This is a genomic window from Leptospira broomii serovar Hurstbridge str. 5399 (assembly GCF_000243715.2).
GTDB classification, from domain to species: domain Bacteria; phylum Spirochaetota; class Leptospiria; order Leptospirales; family Leptospiraceae; genus Leptospira_B; species Leptospira_B broomii.
The window spans coordinates 277,855-291,899 of record NZ_AHMO02000007.1 but is presented as its reverse complement, the minus strand read 5'-3'; the positions used below and the strand labels follow the sequence as shown (position 1 = coordinate 291,899).

Below are 14,045 nucleotides of genomic sequence, written 5' to 3'. Positions count from 1 at the left end.
TCGGAGGCCACTTGAAAAACAGACTCCTTCTTTTAAATTTAGGCGGACCTAGAAGCGCCGCGGAAATCCCGAAATTTTTATTGGACCTTTTCGAAGACCCGTTCGTTTTCGATCTCTCCCTTCCGGAGTTTTTAAGAAAATGGATAGCCAAGAAAATCGCAGTCTCTAGAGCCAAAACAGTCGCAGAGACATACGCCTCGATGGGTTTCGGAGGAGGATCCCCTCTAGTATCCGAAACGGAAAACCAAGCAAACGAATTGCGTAAGCTTCTGGAAGAATCCGGAGAAAAATGGGAAGTCCGGATAGCGATGAGTTGCGGCTTCCCGGACCTGAGGGATCTAGGAGAAGATTGGACCGACCCAAGAAAAGGTGTTATTATTTTACCTTTATATCCGCAGTATTCGCGATCGACCGTCCTTTCAACCGCGATGTTGTTAAAGAAAAAATTAGGATTTTGTCCATCCGGTCACCCGGGTTGGGTGCCTCCGTTCTCCACTCGCCCTGAATATCTAGAATCGGTAAAGAATCTGATCCTAGATTATTTCAAAGGAAATTTGAAGCCCGAGACGTTTCTTCACTTGCAAAGCGGCGGTGTACAAAATTGGCAAGAAATAGATCTTGTTTTCAGCGCTCACGGAATTCCCGTTAAATTAATTCAAAAAGGAGACGTATACGTTCGAGAAATTGAGCAAAACGTTTCGGATTTAGAATCTCTATTACGGGCTGACGGGTTTCACGGTAAGATTCATCTTTCGTTTCAAAGCAGAGTCGGGCCGGCAAAATGGACGAGTCCTAATACCCTAGACAAAATTGCTGAACTCGCCGCAAAAAATGTTAAGAGAATTGCTATCTACCCGATTAGTTTTGTCAGCGATCATTTAGAAACTCTGGAGGAAATCGGAGTACAAATAAGGGACCATGCCCTTGCCCGGGGCGTGATGGAATATTACCGAATTCCCGCCCCCGGAACTTACCCCGCCTTTTTAGAAGCATTAAGTAAATTCGTTTTCGAGGCAAAAATCGCAGTAGAGAGGGGAGGGCAGGGCGCCTGTCTATGCAAATCTTGCGGCGGGTTCGATCCTAAGCGCCAAGCGACCGTTTGCTTAGCACGTTGATTCGCAATCGAGAATATTCTTTCCTATTGAGATTGTTCTTTTTTTAAAAAATGCAGACTTAAAGGGTATTCCCATTTGATACCGCTATTCGCTTTCACCGCCCCGATAATCGGGAACAAAGCATAGCATACGCCCAATATAAGAATAAATGGAATTCCTATCAGAACGATACATAGAACTCCAAAAATTACTCCATATATCAGCGAGCTGATAAGCCAGTTAACGACGATCTTTCCGTGGGCATCGACCTCCGGGTCCGAATCTTTTTCGATCAACCAGAGAACTAACGGCACCAACATACCGACGACCGGAAATACGAATACGGAGTATAAAGACAAATGCAGTAGCATGCAATATTGATTCACTGTCATTCCCAAGCGATCATTCTGATTCGAATAAGGAGTCTCTAAAATCTTCTTTTTCTCTGCCTCATATTCTTCTTGAGAAATCGCACCTTTTTCTTTCAGACCGTTTAATTTTTCTAAGTCTTCGTATTTCATCGCCAACCTCTTTTATGAGACATCTAATTACCTGCAAAAGCCCTTTCCAAAATGGACTTTAAACCGATACCTTGTCTAAAGTTCCCTTCGACTTTGATATCCGGAGGAAGAATCCTATCCAAATCCTTATTAAACGCGTAAAGTTGCGGACCATATACCGGCAACGCTTCCTTCCACACAGTAACATAATGATTGATCGGATCGAGACCGTCGGGAATCAATTTTTTTCTATCATCCTCGACGATATTAATGATTTCATCCTCCGATTTAGTTGCGATTTCCCGATCTCCGGCTCCGCCGTAGATGTAGGTTTCGGAGTGAATTCCTTTTTCCGCCCGAGTAGGCCAGATAAAATCGTTGAATAAAATTCCCCTGACTCGCAAGCCCAATTCAGAAGAAAAAGATTTATGATCTTTAGGAAAAAGTATTCCAAATCCTTTCTTCCCCTTCAGAACGGAATCCTTACCGAATCTAGTAACGCTTACGATCGGCAATAACTCCAGCACTCCTTGATATGTTTTTAGTTCAGGGAATTCGCTCTTTAAAATTCTCAAACTCGATGCGAGACCAGTAGCAATCGTAATCTTGGCCCCCGGGAATCTTTTTTTAAGTTCACGTAAGCTGGATATATCTTCATCATACAGAATCTTTCCGTCTTGAGTCACTCTCGCTTCCAACGCACGGACTAAAGTACCGATTCCGCCCCTAAAGCTTACCGTGCCTCGTCGCGCAGGCGAAAGCCTCGGTCTATTCTTTAAGGATTTTGAATATGCTCTTAAATTTTTCCAGAGAGTTTGATCTTCCGGCAAAAACTTACCGAAAACAAATTCGGCGGACATCAGATCCAAATCTCCGGCGTAAATTCCACCTAACGCCGGTTCGACGATTTTGGATACCGTACCTTCTCCTAAAATCCGCTTTCCCCAACGGAGTACGGACTCTCCCGGTTCCGGCTTGGACGGTTTCGAGACTGCACCGTAAACTAATCTAATAATTTCTCCCAACTTCAGCGGTAATCGTCTCGGCTTTCCATCGGAGAATATATATCTTCTTCGAGACGCAGAATCCGGAAGTAAAACGTCTAAGCCCAGTCGAGAAGCAAGCCTCTCCAATTCCCAACAATTTAGAATTCCGTTTGCGGCTGTTTCCACGATTCCGTACTCGGTACGAACCGAACGTATTAATCCTCCGGTCCCGTCCCTTTTTTCTAAAACTAAGACGGATTCTCCTTTCTCGATTGCGAGAAATGCATGGACGAGGCCCGTAAATCCGGCACCAATAATAACTCGATCTGGAATGGGTTTTGCCACGGTTACATCGTAGAACCCCCGATCGTTCTGGCAATAAAATACCCTAAATGAAAAGTTGAAAGGTAGTTTATTCGAGGATAAGAAAAATCAAGTTTTCTTGTTTAAAAACTGAATCTATAACCGAACGAATATTTGGTTTCCAAAAAAGAAGCTGAGGAAGATCCGGTGGAGCTTAAATTCGCTTGGCCGACATTCGAAGGTAACACCGATAAGACGAGACCGGAATTTGTGCCGTCGGAAACTTTCACTAAATTCCTACCAAAGTTGGCAAAGAAATAAGCATCGACTAAATTAAGTAAATAAATAGCGCCCAAAGCGTATAGAGCTTCTTGATAATGCTGAAAATCCCGATCGGCCTCCGCCCTTTTTTGGCGGATTAAATTGTAGTTCTTATCCAGAATGTATTGAGTCAACGGGTCCGAAGATGTCGGAGGCGTGTATACCGCATTAATACCTAGAGCAGTTCCTATGATCGCAGTTTGTGAATAAGGATTTCCTAATGTCCCGTAATCTCGAACCGCATTACGGTAGACCCTATATTTATCATAAGAAGCAAAGCCCGCAGCTGCTATCAGAGTCGGCCACAGTACTCCGAAAACTTTTCGATCGCTATAAAACTGTCCCCACCCGGGTAATATTGCGGAACGAAACAACGCTTTTCCAGGCTCTATCGCGTCCTGCTTAGGGACTATTGGAACGACTTTGCGCTGCTCTTCCTCTCTTCGAAGTCGATCGGCTTCATCCTGTTGCAGTTGCAATTGCCGTGCCTGCTCTTTTTCGACGACTTCTCGCTTGGTATTGGCGATCTTCTTCTCTTCGGCAGAGCGAATTTTCTCTTCTTCGTCGTCGCTGACGTCCTTATACAAGACTTTTAAGACTAACTTTTTATTGATTGCTCGTTTGCCTGATTCGGTCTGGATCACTATCGATGATTGATTCTGCGTGACTAGATCGCCTTTTACTTTGCCACCTTCGCGCAATAGAATGGTTACCGGAAATATCGCCGCCGGTAATAAAAACAGGATGAGAACCATTATAATCGATCGAAACGCTGATGAAACCATTCTATAACTTTAACAATTCTTAGTACTAAATCCTAAAAAATGAGAAGTTCCCCCGATAATATTAGACGAGAAGTAATTTATTTCCAAAACGTTCATTTTGTCGCTTTCACACCATTTTATCAAACAATCGAGTCGTTTCGTTTGTTCAAATAGATTGCGAGAAAACCTTACTTTCGGGACTTTTTCTTCTCAATCGTAGGTCCAGACCTGTACAGGCGTTTCGAAGAAATGGCTTACCGAGGTCCGTAAGAACAAGGGTATGGCCGTCCCACCTAATTAAAGTATCGTCCTCCATGGAGGCTAAATAGAGCCTGACTTCCTCGAAAATCTCAGCGGGAACGTCCACTCTACCCGTAGTGGAAAGCCTTAGAAGCAATTCGCGCTGACGTAAATCCTCGCCGGTAAGTTTATGTCCTCTAAGCAAAGCATGGCCGTCTTCCTGAATTCTTCTCTGATATTTCTTCAGAATTTTTTCATTCTGATAAAAGCAATCCCAACTATCCGAAATAGCCGAAACTCCCATACCTAAGAGTAGATCCGTAGAGCGAGTGGTGTACCCCATAAAATTACGATGAAGAGTTCCGTCCAAAGAAGCCGTATAAAGTGAATCGGTTTCCAGAGCAAAATGATCCATGCCGATCTCTTTGTAACCTGCGTTTAGGAACATTTCTCGCCCGATTTCATATAGCTCCCTTTTTTCCGATCCTTTCGGAAGATCATCCTCGGTAAACAATCTCTGAGCGGCCTTAATCCAAGGGACGTGGGCATAACTATAAAACGCGATCCTATCCGGACGTAATTGCAACGTTTTTAATATAGTATCCCGTATACTCTCTTTAGTTTGTCTAGGCAGGCCGTATATAAGGTCGAAATTTACTGAAGTGTAGCCTAATTTCCTGGCACCCTCCGTAATACCGGCAGTAAGTTCATAGGGCTGAATTCGATTTACTAGTCTCTGCACTTCGGCATCGAAATCCTGAACCCCTAAACTGATTCTCGTAAACCCGAAATCCTTTAAAACTTCTAGCTGGGTCAACCTGGTTCTTCTAGGATCCACTTCCAACGAAAACTCGGGCCTTTCCGCAGTTTTCCAGGAGCTAAGAATCGGAGTCAGTAGAGCTTTTAAATTGGATTCGGAGAGGTAAGTGGGAGAGCCTCCTCCTAGATGCAATTCTCTCAATTCGCGTTTAGGTAATTCCGGGATAGACTTAACGTAGTTCGCAAACTCTTCCAACAGAGTTTCGATATACGGTTCTTCCACCGTATGATTTTTGGTAATCGAAGTATTGCATCCGCAAAAAGAACAAAGCGTTTCACAAAAAGGAATGTGCAAATACAAAGCAACCGAAGAATCTTCAGGAAGAATTCTGTTTCGAACCGCATTCAGCCATTCCGAACGTGTCGGATTATCCTCCCAATAAGGAACAGTAGGATAACTAGTATAACGCGGAGCGGGAACATCATATTTTTCTATCAGATTTATTTGTGATTTCATGCAAATACATCCCTCACAGTTTTTACAAAATTGCGCACATTCGCTTCGGGAGTTTTAGGAAGAACTCCGTGCCCTAATCCGCAGACCCAACCGGACCGTTGATCGGGTGTCAGTCTTAAAAAAGGATCCAACCATTTCATTAAATAACTTCGGAATTCGTCAGGCTCCAAAAAAAGCATGGCCTGATCGAAATTCCCTTGGATAAACTGCTTTCGTTTTCCGAAGAGTTCCGTAAGTTCTACTCGGTGATCCACTCCGAAACCCGCAAGTCCGACTAGGGACCGGATCGATTCCAAACTTTGAGAGGGGATTCCTTTCGCATAATAGCCTATCTTTTCCGGAAACGCTTCCACCAGCTCCCGCAGCGGGGGAAATATCGCATCCATAAAGAAACCGGGAGAAGCGTCTCCGCCTGCAGTATCGAAAATCATGACGATCTCGGCGCCGCCTTCCAATTGAAGTCGAATGTTCTCACGCAATAAAGGTAAAAGTTTTTTATAAAACCCTTCCCTTAATACTGGTGAAACTTTCGGCAAAATCAGATTTCCATCATGTTTTCCTAATGTCGCGTAACAAAATAAGGTCCACGGGCCTCCGATAAACCCGATCAAGGATCGATCTTCGGGAATCCTTTTACGCGTCAAGGCCACCGCGTTCTTCTGGAAACTCATAAAATCGACGGCATGCTCCAAAGAATGCATTCTTCCCAAATCGCTATACTCGGCCAATTGCCAGCCGAGTTTGGGTCCGTCGTCTCCAAACTTTAGACCCATCCCGAGCGCTTCTAGGGGAAATAGAATATCAGAAAACAGAATTGCAGTATCGAATCCGAAATCGTTTACAGGGCCGTACGCGACTTCCGCAGCCAGTTCGGGAATTTTACATAGTTCCTCGAATGTATGTTTTTTCCGTAAATTTTGGTAATGAGAATGATATCGACCCGCTTGGCGCATCATCCAGATCGGAGGAATCGATTGAGCCTTGCATTGCAAGGCGTTCGTAAATTTCTGATTAGGCATCCTGTAAATCTCCGGTCCATTGGTAACCGACCCCTCTCACGGATCGAATCGCGTCTTCGCCTTTGTCTCCGAACGCTTGCCGAAGACGTACAATGGAATTATCTATCGTTCTATTTGTGGGGAATTTTTCCTCTCCCCAAAGACGGTCCAAGATTTCGTCTCGGCTTACCGTTCTTTGTCGCTCTTCCACCAACATATTCAGCAAGGCGCAATCCCTCTTAGAAAGATGTATCTCTTCTCCCGAAGGCGTATGGATGGAATACCCCGAAAAATCCAACGTAAATCCTTCATAAGCATATTTAGTTTTCTTAAACGAATGTTTATGAGATTCTAATACGTGTCTTACTCGAATCAAAAGTTCCTTTAAGTGGAAGGGCTTAGGAATAAATTCCTCCGCTCCGAGTTCGAATCCTCGTAATCTCTCCGGTGCGCCCGAATGTGCGGTTAAAAAAAGAAAGGGGGGACAATCTTTGCGAGTTCGCAATTCCGCTGCCAATTCGAATCCGTCTCCGTCCGGCAATCTTACGTCCAGAAGAATCAAATCCGGTTTAGATTCCAGAGCCAAGGCTCTTGCGGATTGCGCGGATACGGTCCAAATCATTTCGTATCCTTCCTTCTCCAACCGCTCTTTTAGGGTTTCTCCCAGGGACCGATCATCTTCCACCAGTAAAAGTTTTGCCTTCATGTCGATTTAGTCCCTTTTCCGGAGGCGGAAAGGGTCCATTCCGCCTTAAATCCTCCGGATTCGGAGGCACGTAAAACGAAATTGCCGCCCATTTTCTTGATAAGATTCTTAACGATATATAGGCCGATACCGGTACCGCTTGTAGAAGTATGTCGAATAAACGGTCTGCCCAATGTGCGAAGATCGCCGCGAAAACCGATCCCATTATCTTGGAACTCAAACTTAACTCTTCCGCCTGGAACCTGCTCCGTAGATATTTTAACTTTCGTCGCTTTGCCGTGCTGAACCGAATTTTCTAAAAGATTTCTGAAAACGCTTTCTAAAGCTTTGCGGTCAGCCTTGACTCTTGCACAGGTCCAGTCGGTTATCAAAGTTAATTCCGACCAGTCGTCCTTAAAACTTTCCTCTAGATCCGGAAGATTAGTATCTTCCAAGTACAATCCCTCGGAGCGCATCAGGCTGGCGAGATAGAGAGCTTTCGTCATTTGGGATTCGATCCGTACGGAATCTTTGAGAAGCCTATGCAGAAGTTTATCTGTCGAAGGATTAGGACTTTCCTCCAGCAGACTTTCCACTTGCAATCTCAAACTCGCCAGCGGAGTTTTCATTTCATGAGTGACGGTGGAAAAGAAATCCTGAATGAGTTTATTACGTTTATATTCTCGGAACGTCAGCCAAACCAAAGTGATCCCGCCTGCAACGAGCATTAAGAGGAAGAACGTTCCTTCCATCTTAATCATAAGACTTTGTCTTTCTAACTTATCCAGAACCTCCTGCTCCGCGACACCGCCGATTCTAGACGCTAATTCCATAGCCATGCGATTTTGACGCAGCCCCAAAAAAAGCCACCAACTTCCCAGCGAAACCGTAATCGCTATCCATGCGAGCGGAAGGAGAATTTTCTTGTATTTAAAGGAGTGCATAAGGTTTACGATCGATTCTTTCTGAAGGCTTCTTCGGCCAACTCCAAGGTTTTCGCGATTACTTCCGTAGTGTGTGCAAAGCTCGTAAACCCAACTTCGTAACCGGAAGGAGCCAGATAGATTCCATTCTCCAATAATAAGTGAAATACTTTCGCAAAAGATTCCTTATGGCCCGCAGGGATCGCATCGACGGTTCGAACGGAGGAGGACGTCTTTTTATGGAACCAAAATAAGGATGCGTGAGTTTCTGCCGCCCAGTCAGTTCCAGGATCGTACTTTCTAAAAATTGAAAGTAGCCCCTCGGATAATTGCCTTGTTCTTTCTTCTAAGATCGAATACACGTTTTCCCGTTCGCATTTTATAAGGGTCGACAATCCGGCTCTCATGCCGAATGGACTCGCGCTTAATGTACCGGCTTGATAAACGGGCCCCTGAGGAGCGACTAAATCCATAAGTTCTGCGCGTCCCGCGTAAGCGCCGACCGGGAACCCTCCGCCGATGATTTTGCCATAAGTCACTAAATCCGGGCGAATTCCCAATTCGCCGCTCATCCCGGTAAGACCGACGCGAAATCCGCTGATTACTTCGTCGAACAAAATCAAAGTTCCGTATTTTCGAGCGACTTCCGCGATTTTTTGCAGGAATTCCTTTCGCTGTATCAATAATCCGTAATTTGCGGGCAAAGGCTCTATCACAAGAGCGGCAATATTCTTCCCTTCCGTCTCGAATAGATTCTCCACAGCTTTCTCGTCGTCCAAAGGAAGGACTAACGTGTTTCGTATAAGTTCCGAACCGATCCCGGCGCTATCCGAAGATGACTCCCCGGCCAAACCGGAGCCGGCTTTTACCAAAAGGGCGTCTAAATGCCCGTGATAACACCCGTCAAACTTCAATATTTTATTTCGACCGGTCGCGGCACGGGCCACTCGCAATGCGCTCATGACGGCCTCAGTGCCGCTATTCACAAAACGGATTTTCTCCACCCAAGGGATTCGCGCGACGATCCATTCGGCAAGTTCCAATGAATAAGGCTCGGCAGCGCCAAAACTCCATGCGAGCGAGGCGGTCTCCAGGACGACTTCTTCCACTTCAGGATCCCGATGACCCAAAAGCAAAGGGCCGAAGCTTAAACAATAATCGATGTATTGCTTTCCTGCCACATCCGTTAATGAGGCGCCTTTTGCGGCTTGAAAAAATACCGGCGTTCCGCCCACGGATCGGAAGGACCTTACAGGAGAATGAACTCCCCCCGGAGCGACCTTTTTAGCACGATCAAAAAGTTCCGAGGAACTACCGTATGATTTCAAGAAAAGATCTCCTTTCCGCGTCTTGCGGCGTACGTAATCAAATACGAAGCCCCGGCCCGACCGAACACTTGCCAGGTCTCCTTCAGAACATCTTCGAATTTGCAAAACCCGTTTTCCGCCAGAAGGGATAATGACGCATATTCACCACTTACCTGGTATGCCCCTACAGGCAACCCGGTTGCGTTGCGTATCGGTTGAATTAAATCAATTGCGGTCAGACCCGGTTTTACCATAAGCAAATCCGCTCCTTCTTTAGCGTCTCTCAACGAGGACAGGAGAGAATCCTCCTTATTACGCACATCGATTTGGTAGGAAGAACGGTCCCCATGACCCGGTGCGGATTCCGCGGCCTCTCGAAACGGACCGTAAAAATTACTCTTAAATTTGGTCGAGTAACTCATGACCGGTAAGGTTTCGAAACCGTGCTCGTCCAAAATTTTGCGATGGCTTGCGACTCGACCATCCATCATATCCGAGGGGGAAATTCCGTCCGCTCCGGAATTCGCATAACAAAGAGCGATCTCCGAAAGGCGACGAACCGATTTGGCGTTATCGATTCTTCCCTTGGCATCCAATAATCCGCAATGCCCGTGGGTAGTTAACGAACAAAGACAAGTATCGATCCAAAGAAAAGTCTCCGGAAAGTTCCGCTTAATTCCCCCTATGACTTCTTCGTAAAATTTCGTCGGAATGGAATCGTTCGACTTATTGCCCGGAACTAAAAAAAGTAAGAAATGCTCTACACCTGCTTTCGAATCGGACTCTATTTGTTTTAAAACGGTCTCCTTCGTATCCCGGAAAACTCCGGGCAGGGAAGACATGCTTTCCCGATCCTTTAGCGATTCCGCGACGAATAAGGGTTGAATCATTTTTTTTGCATTCAAGGATTCAGAAGAAGTCAAATTCCTAATCGCTGGCGAAATCCGATTTCTTCGGAGTTCCATTCCGTAAGATTCTCTCATAAATGTCCTATTTCCTTTTTCAGAAAGTCCGGGATCTCTCCCTTACAAGCATTAACCCAAGACTCATAATTCGGAAATGCGTATACCTTTCCGATCGTTCCTAAGATATTTCTAATATATGAATACGTCGCGCCTGACCCGGTCGCGTGTATTTTCTGTGCGATCGACGGGTCCTTCCTGTATGCACGATCAAACTGAGTTGCGCTCATCCAAAAAAAATGGGAGTACCTTGATAAGTCCCGCAATTGAGTTTCCCATTCGACTTTATATGTGGGCAAACGATCCCAAGTTCCCTCGACGATGCCGCTTTCTTCGTGGGTCAGTTTAACGAAGTTCGGAATTTCTCCCAATAGGGTCCCGAGATTTTTCGCATCACCTTCGCCTAATCCGTCCGTAGACGCGTGCACCCATAGATCGCGGGACGCTAACTTCTCCCAAGTTTTAGTGCCAGCCACAACCAAAATCGTATCGGGCTCGGGATTGGGCCAAGACTCCGGGAATGCATCCGCTCTTGCCACAAACCAAAATCTGCCCGTCGGCGGAGAAGAGGGGAGGGGAAGTCGGGCTCTACCTGAAGTCTGTAGTTTTGTAGGGAAAACATGCGAATCGGAAATCGGACGAGGGAAATCATCGCCTTTCCAACGAATAGCGGAATCCAATTCCTCGCCTGAATCCGTTTTTCCCCGCAGAAACAGCACGGTTCCCGACTCTCCGGAATGGACGGCGACTCCTATTTTTTGATGGCAACCTCCGCCGAATAAAGAGAGCAGCCTACGTTCATCGGCGACATTCCTTTCTTCCGATAGGCTCCGCAACGGAGAGAGAATCTCTCGAACGCAGTCGTCACCCGCTCGAAATTCCGCAGCCAACGCGCCTTGGGCCGGTGCATTCGGATTTTTTGATAAAGGAAGAACCATGAACAATTGCTCGTTCAAAACGGAGCGTAAGTGATCCCGAACTTCGGAATATTCGGGCTGCTCCGCAAAGGAAAATTCCCGAGACAAGAGACGGTCCAGAGCCGCTTTCGCCACGACTATGCCGGAAATAGAATCATCTTCCAACCATTTCCTAACTCTTGTTTGCACATTACCGCGTACAGGGTGAAAATAAATCGGCTTTCCTTGATGACGACGAGGAAGAGCGAGCGGTAAAAAAGCGGAAAGATTATATTCCCTTCGCGGACTAGAAGAATGAATTTTGATTTCATTCGGGGGATTGTCGAATGCTGAACGTTTCCAAAGGAGAACATCCCGTTGGTCCGCTCGCGGAAGAACCATCACCGTCTCCGTTCCGGCATGACCTTCCAAGTCCAAATCCTTATAAGAGTGAATGACTAGATCTACATTTCTGTCCGTTAATTCTTTCGTTAAATCTTGAGTGAATACCCCGCGAGTCGGCATCTTCCAGAGTGGCGTTACCAAATCTTGGTCTCCGCTGGCCTCTTTAAAAAATAGTTCGACGTTGAGGTTCGGATGCGCTCTTAGTAAGGCATCGCGTACGAGACAAGACTGGAGTTTTGCGAGAGAACTTTTTCTAGAGCCGATTCTTAGAACGAAGGACAAGGCAGGTCTTCCCAACCGAATACGAATTGATGCGCTTCTAACTCTCTTTCTTCCAAAAGTCTCGCTAAAACAGAATCCAATTCTTCGCGAACTTTACGAGTACGTTCTTCGGTTTCCTTTAAAGAGGACATCATATCGGCAAAGGAAATATATTTTACGCCTTCGGGTAAGTGAGATTCCAAAGCCTCCTCCCTAAAATCCAAAACCAAATCTCCCGGAGATAGTTTATTCATCCAAGGCTCTAAATTTACGGGAGCAGCGACAATCCAAGCTTCCCCTTTAGGGGACCAGTCTTCCCAAAACGACGTCGAGGCGCCGGAAGAATTTCCTAAGAATTCCAAACGTTCTAGATTGCGACCAACGATACGAACTGTGCGATCCACTCCCTTCAACCAAGGTAGCATTTTTTCGGCGAGCTGTCCTGTACCTAAAAGGGCCACTTCACTTACCGGGCGTGCGGAACTTGCTAAATATTTTTGAGCCAACCCACCGTAGGATTGCTCTCCCAAATTCTGCAAATATCCTGAACGCAATGATCTACAATCTTCGATTAAATTATCTCGCAAACGAGCGATATATTCTCCGAACGCCGAAGCAGGAAGTTCTTGAAAGCGTTGCCTAAACTGGGCCAGCACCTCGGTCTCTCCGAATAATTTAGAACGAAGGCCGGAAATAATTTCTAATAAGAGGCCGTAAGCTTCATACCCCGATTTTACTTCCCATGTATCGGGAAGATCCAAAAACTCGGGATGAATTCTGGAATCGGTAACCCACACAGTTCTCATACAAGTCTTCCATTGAAATGAATCAGACACGGCAAACCCGTCTCTATGGCTAGCTTCGGAATGGAAAACCTTCAGTGTGGACCACATCTTTACCAAATATCATACAGAGTTTCCGCTTTGTTTTGTCAAAATACTGTCAGCGGATTTGGAAAATATTCGAGTTGCCGCAACTGAGAACCATTTTCAAAATGGTTGTATGACCTGGGACACTCGCATTCAAGATTATATCGTTTATGCAATCGTAGGAGCGACCGCAATTTATCTCCTTTTTCCGTTTGTCTCTTCACTCAAAAGCCTTTTTGGAAAATCCGCTTCGGAAGAAATTCGTTATGGATGCTACGAGGACGCCTGCGCATCCTGCAGAGTCGTACCAGTAAAAAAAGAATCCTCTTTAAGGAAAGCGAAGCGCGCCTAACTCCAAGAGAGTCATTGCGATCGCGTCTTCGTCGTTGCTATACCGCGTAATGTACGGAGCGTGATCTCTTAGATAGGAAATCGCGTTCTTCATCGCAAAACCGAATCCGGCATGCGAAATCATTTCCCAATCGTTTTTTTCGTCACCAAACGCGACAACTCCGGCGGAGTCCAACTGGTTGGCTCGTAAAAAAGTGTCTATTGCGGACCATTTAGAAACGTTCTTTTCTAAAACTTCCAAACAGTACGCAACTCCATGGATTCTGGTGATTACAGTTCTGAATTGAACAGATTCCGGCAAAGAAAGCAAATTACTTTCCAATTCGACCAAGTGCTCCTTTTGCTGGGATAAAAAGCAGGCTACCAGAATTCTATCGCTACCGTAATCCAAACAATTTTTCACCACACGACTTCGTTTTAAATCTCCGCCGGAGTAATTATGAAATTTAGGGTCCGTAATCGGCGACTCTGCCAGGATATCGACGCCTTCTTCATAATGATCCACATGCAAAATCGGATCGAACCCGGATTTTTTTCCCGAATCCAAAACGGCAGCCACCGCATTCGGGGAAAGATATGTTTCGGCAACCCTAACCCCGGTCGGGCTGGCCCGCAAAACTTGACCGTTATTAGAAACAACGAATAAGTCTCCGCTAAATTCCAGGGCAAAGGGGAGGGTGGAGGAGAACCTTCTCCCGGTTGCAATGATTAAGCGAATTCCCTGAGAAAGGGCTGCGTTCAACACATAATGGTTCAAACTAGAGATGCATCCGCGAGAATTCAGGAGAGTCCCGTCCAAATCCATCGCAATCGTATGTATTCCCTCGAGCTTCTTTCCGTCGGGAAAGCGCGCTAAACTAGATTCCAAAAAAGCCCCTCTTTACGAAGTTTTCCTATTTTCGAA

At 45.8% G+C, this 14,045-nt stretch carries 14 protein-coding genes; 2 read left to right on the top strand and 12 right to left on the bottom strand.

Features of this window, described 5'->3' with window-relative positions:
• Positions 1-11: 11 nt before the first annotated feature.
• Positions 12-1,115 carry a ferrochelatase gene (gene hemH / locus LEP1GSC050_RS04695; RefSeq protein WP_010568358.1) on the top strand — a complete coding sequence of 368 codons (1,104 nt, stop codon included), beginning with the start codon at positions 12-14 and terminating at the stop codon, positions 1,113-1,115.
• 23 nt (positions 1,116-1,138) lie between these two features.
• Here hemH and LEP1GSC050_RS04690 read toward each other — a convergent pair whose 3' ends face one another.
• From LEP1GSC050_RS04690 to LEP1GSC050_RS04640, 11 genes are all read right to left on the bottom strand, one after another.
• Complete coding sequence (locus LEP1GSC050_RS04690) at positions 1,139-1,615, bottom strand: DUF4870 domain-containing protein (RefSeq protein ID WP_010568359.1); 477 nt, start codon at positions 1,613-1,615, stop codon at positions 1,139-1,141.
• 23 nt (positions 1,616-1,638) lie between these two features.
• The gene (hemG, locus tag LEP1GSC050_RS04685; protein ID WP_010568360.1) at positions 1,639-2,925 is read right to left on the bottom strand and encodes a protoporphyrinogen oxidase; all 1,287 of its coding nucleotides are present in this window, start codon (positions 2,923-2,925) and stop codon (positions 1,639-1,641) included.
• Positions 2,926-3,026: 101 nt separating this feature from the next.
• Positions 3,027-3,959 (bottom strand): LA_0442/LA_0875 N-terminal domain-containing protein, encoded by a 933-nt coding sequence (locus tag LEP1GSC050_RS04680; RefSeq protein WP_020987156.1) that lies wholly within the window; start codon positions 3,957-3,959, stop codon positions 3,027-3,029.
• Between the two features lie 175 nt (positions 3,960-4,134).
• On the bottom strand, positions 4,135-5,484 hold the full coding sequence (hemN, locus tag LEP1GSC050_RS04675; protein WP_010568362.1) for an oxygen-independent coproporphyrinogen III oxidase: 1,350 nt from the start codon (positions 5,482-5,484) through the stop codon (positions 4,135-4,137).
• Positions 5,481-6,503: a uroporphyrinogen decarboxylase family protein gene (locus LEP1GSC050_RS04670; RefSeq protein ID WP_010568363.1), complete on the bottom strand. Its 1,023-nt coding sequence runs from the start codon at positions 6,501-6,503 to the stop codon at positions 5,481-5,483. The genes hemN and LEP1GSC050_RS04670 overlap by 4 nt, the downstream gene beginning before the upstream one ends.
• Complete coding sequence (locus LEP1GSC050_RS04665) at positions 6,496-7,188, bottom strand: response regulator transcription factor (RefSeq protein WP_010568364.1); 693 nt, start codon at positions 7,186-7,188, stop codon at positions 6,496-6,498. Before LEP1GSC050_RS04665 ends, LEP1GSC050_RS04670 begins: the two co-directional genes overlap by 8 nt.
• Entirely contained in the window at positions 7,185-8,111 is a 927-nt protein-coding gene (locus LEP1GSC050_RS04660; protein WP_010568365.1) for a sensor histidine kinase, read from the bottom strand. Before LEP1GSC050_RS04660 ends, LEP1GSC050_RS04665 begins: the two co-directional genes overlap by 4 nt.
• A gap of 5 nt (positions 8,112-8,116) precedes the next feature.
• Positions 8,117-9,418 carry a glutamate-1-semialdehyde 2,1-aminomutase gene (gene hemL, locus LEP1GSC050_RS04655; RefSeq protein WP_010568366.1) on the bottom strand — a complete coding sequence of 434 codons (1,302 nt, stop codon included), beginning with the start codon at positions 9,416-9,418 and terminating at the stop codon, positions 8,117-8,119.
• Complete coding sequence (gene hemB / locus LEP1GSC050_RS04650; protein ID WP_040911126.1) at positions 9,415-10,362, bottom strand: porphobilinogen synthase; 948 nt, start codon at positions 10,360-10,362, stop codon at positions 9,415-9,417. Before hemB ends, hemL begins: the two co-directional genes overlap by 4 nt.
• Before the next feature lie 14 nt (positions 10,363-10,376).
• Positions 10,377-11,942 carry a hydroxymethylbilane synthase gene (locus LEP1GSC050_RS04645; RefSeq protein WP_010568368.1) on the bottom strand — a complete coding sequence of 522 codons (1,566 nt, stop codon included), beginning with the start codon at positions 11,940-11,942 and terminating at the stop codon, positions 10,377-10,379.
• Entirely contained in the window at positions 11,927-12,814 is an 888-nt protein-coding gene (locus LEP1GSC050_RS04640; RefSeq protein ID WP_040911037.1) for a glutamyl-tRNA reductase, read from the bottom strand. Before LEP1GSC050_RS04640 ends, LEP1GSC050_RS04645 begins: the two co-directional genes overlap by 16 nt.
• Here LEP1GSC050_RS04640 and LEP1GSC050_RS21285 point away from each other — a divergent pair.
• Positions 12,804-13,142 carry a hypothetical protein gene (locus tag LEP1GSC050_RS21285; protein WP_010568370.1) on the top strand — a complete coding sequence of 113 codons (339 nt, stop codon included), beginning with the start codon at positions 12,804-12,806 and terminating at the stop codon, positions 13,140-13,142. The genes LEP1GSC050_RS04640 and LEP1GSC050_RS21285 overlap by 11 nt on opposite strands.
• On the opposite strand, the gene LEP1GSC050_RS04630 is transcribed toward LEP1GSC050_RS21285, so the two are convergent.
• A complete protein-coding gene (locus tag LEP1GSC050_RS04630; protein WP_010568371.1) occupies positions 13,119-14,009 on the bottom strand; it encodes an HAD hydrolase family protein in 891 nt (296 codons plus the stop codon). The two genes, LEP1GSC050_RS21285 and LEP1GSC050_RS04630, sit on opposite strands and share 24 nt — an antisense overlap.
• Between the last annotated feature and the right edge of the window lie 36 nt (positions 14,010-14,045).

Bases quoted from the DNA above. Each gene is read 5' to 3' on its own strand.
- hemN (WP_010568362.1), bottom strand. From the start codon at position 5,484: ATGAAATCACAAATAAATCTGATAGAAAAATATGATGTTCCCGCTCCG.
- hemB (WP_040911126.1), bottom strand. From the start codon at position 10,362: ATGGAACTCCGAAGAAATCGGATTTCGCCAGCGATTAGGAATTTGACT.
- LEP1GSC050_RS04660 (WP_010568365.1), bottom strand. From the start codon at position 8,111: ATGCACTCCTTTAAATACAAGAAAATTCTCCTTCCGCTCGCATGGATA.
- LEP1GSC050_RS04670 (WP_010568363.1), bottom strand. From the start codon at position 6,503: ATGCCTAATCAGAAATTTACGAACGCCTTGCAATGCAAGGCTCAATCG.
- LEP1GSC050_RS04665 (WP_010568364.1), bottom strand. From the start codon at position 7,188: ATGAAGGCAAAACTTTTACTGGTGGAAGATGATCGGTCCCTGGGAGAA.
- LEP1GSC050_RS04680 (WP_020987156.1), bottom strand. From the start codon at position 3,959: ATGGTTCTCATCCTGTTTTTATTACCGGCGGCGATATTTCCGGTAACC.
- LEP1GSC050_RS04640 (WP_040911037.1), bottom strand. From the start codon at position 12,814: ATGTGGTCCACACTGAAGGTTTTCCATTCCGAAGCTAGCCATAGAGAC.
- LEP1GSC050_RS04690 (WP_010568359.1), bottom strand. From the start codon at position 1,615: ATGAAATACGAAGACTTAGAAAAATTAAACGGTCTGAAAGAAAAAGGT.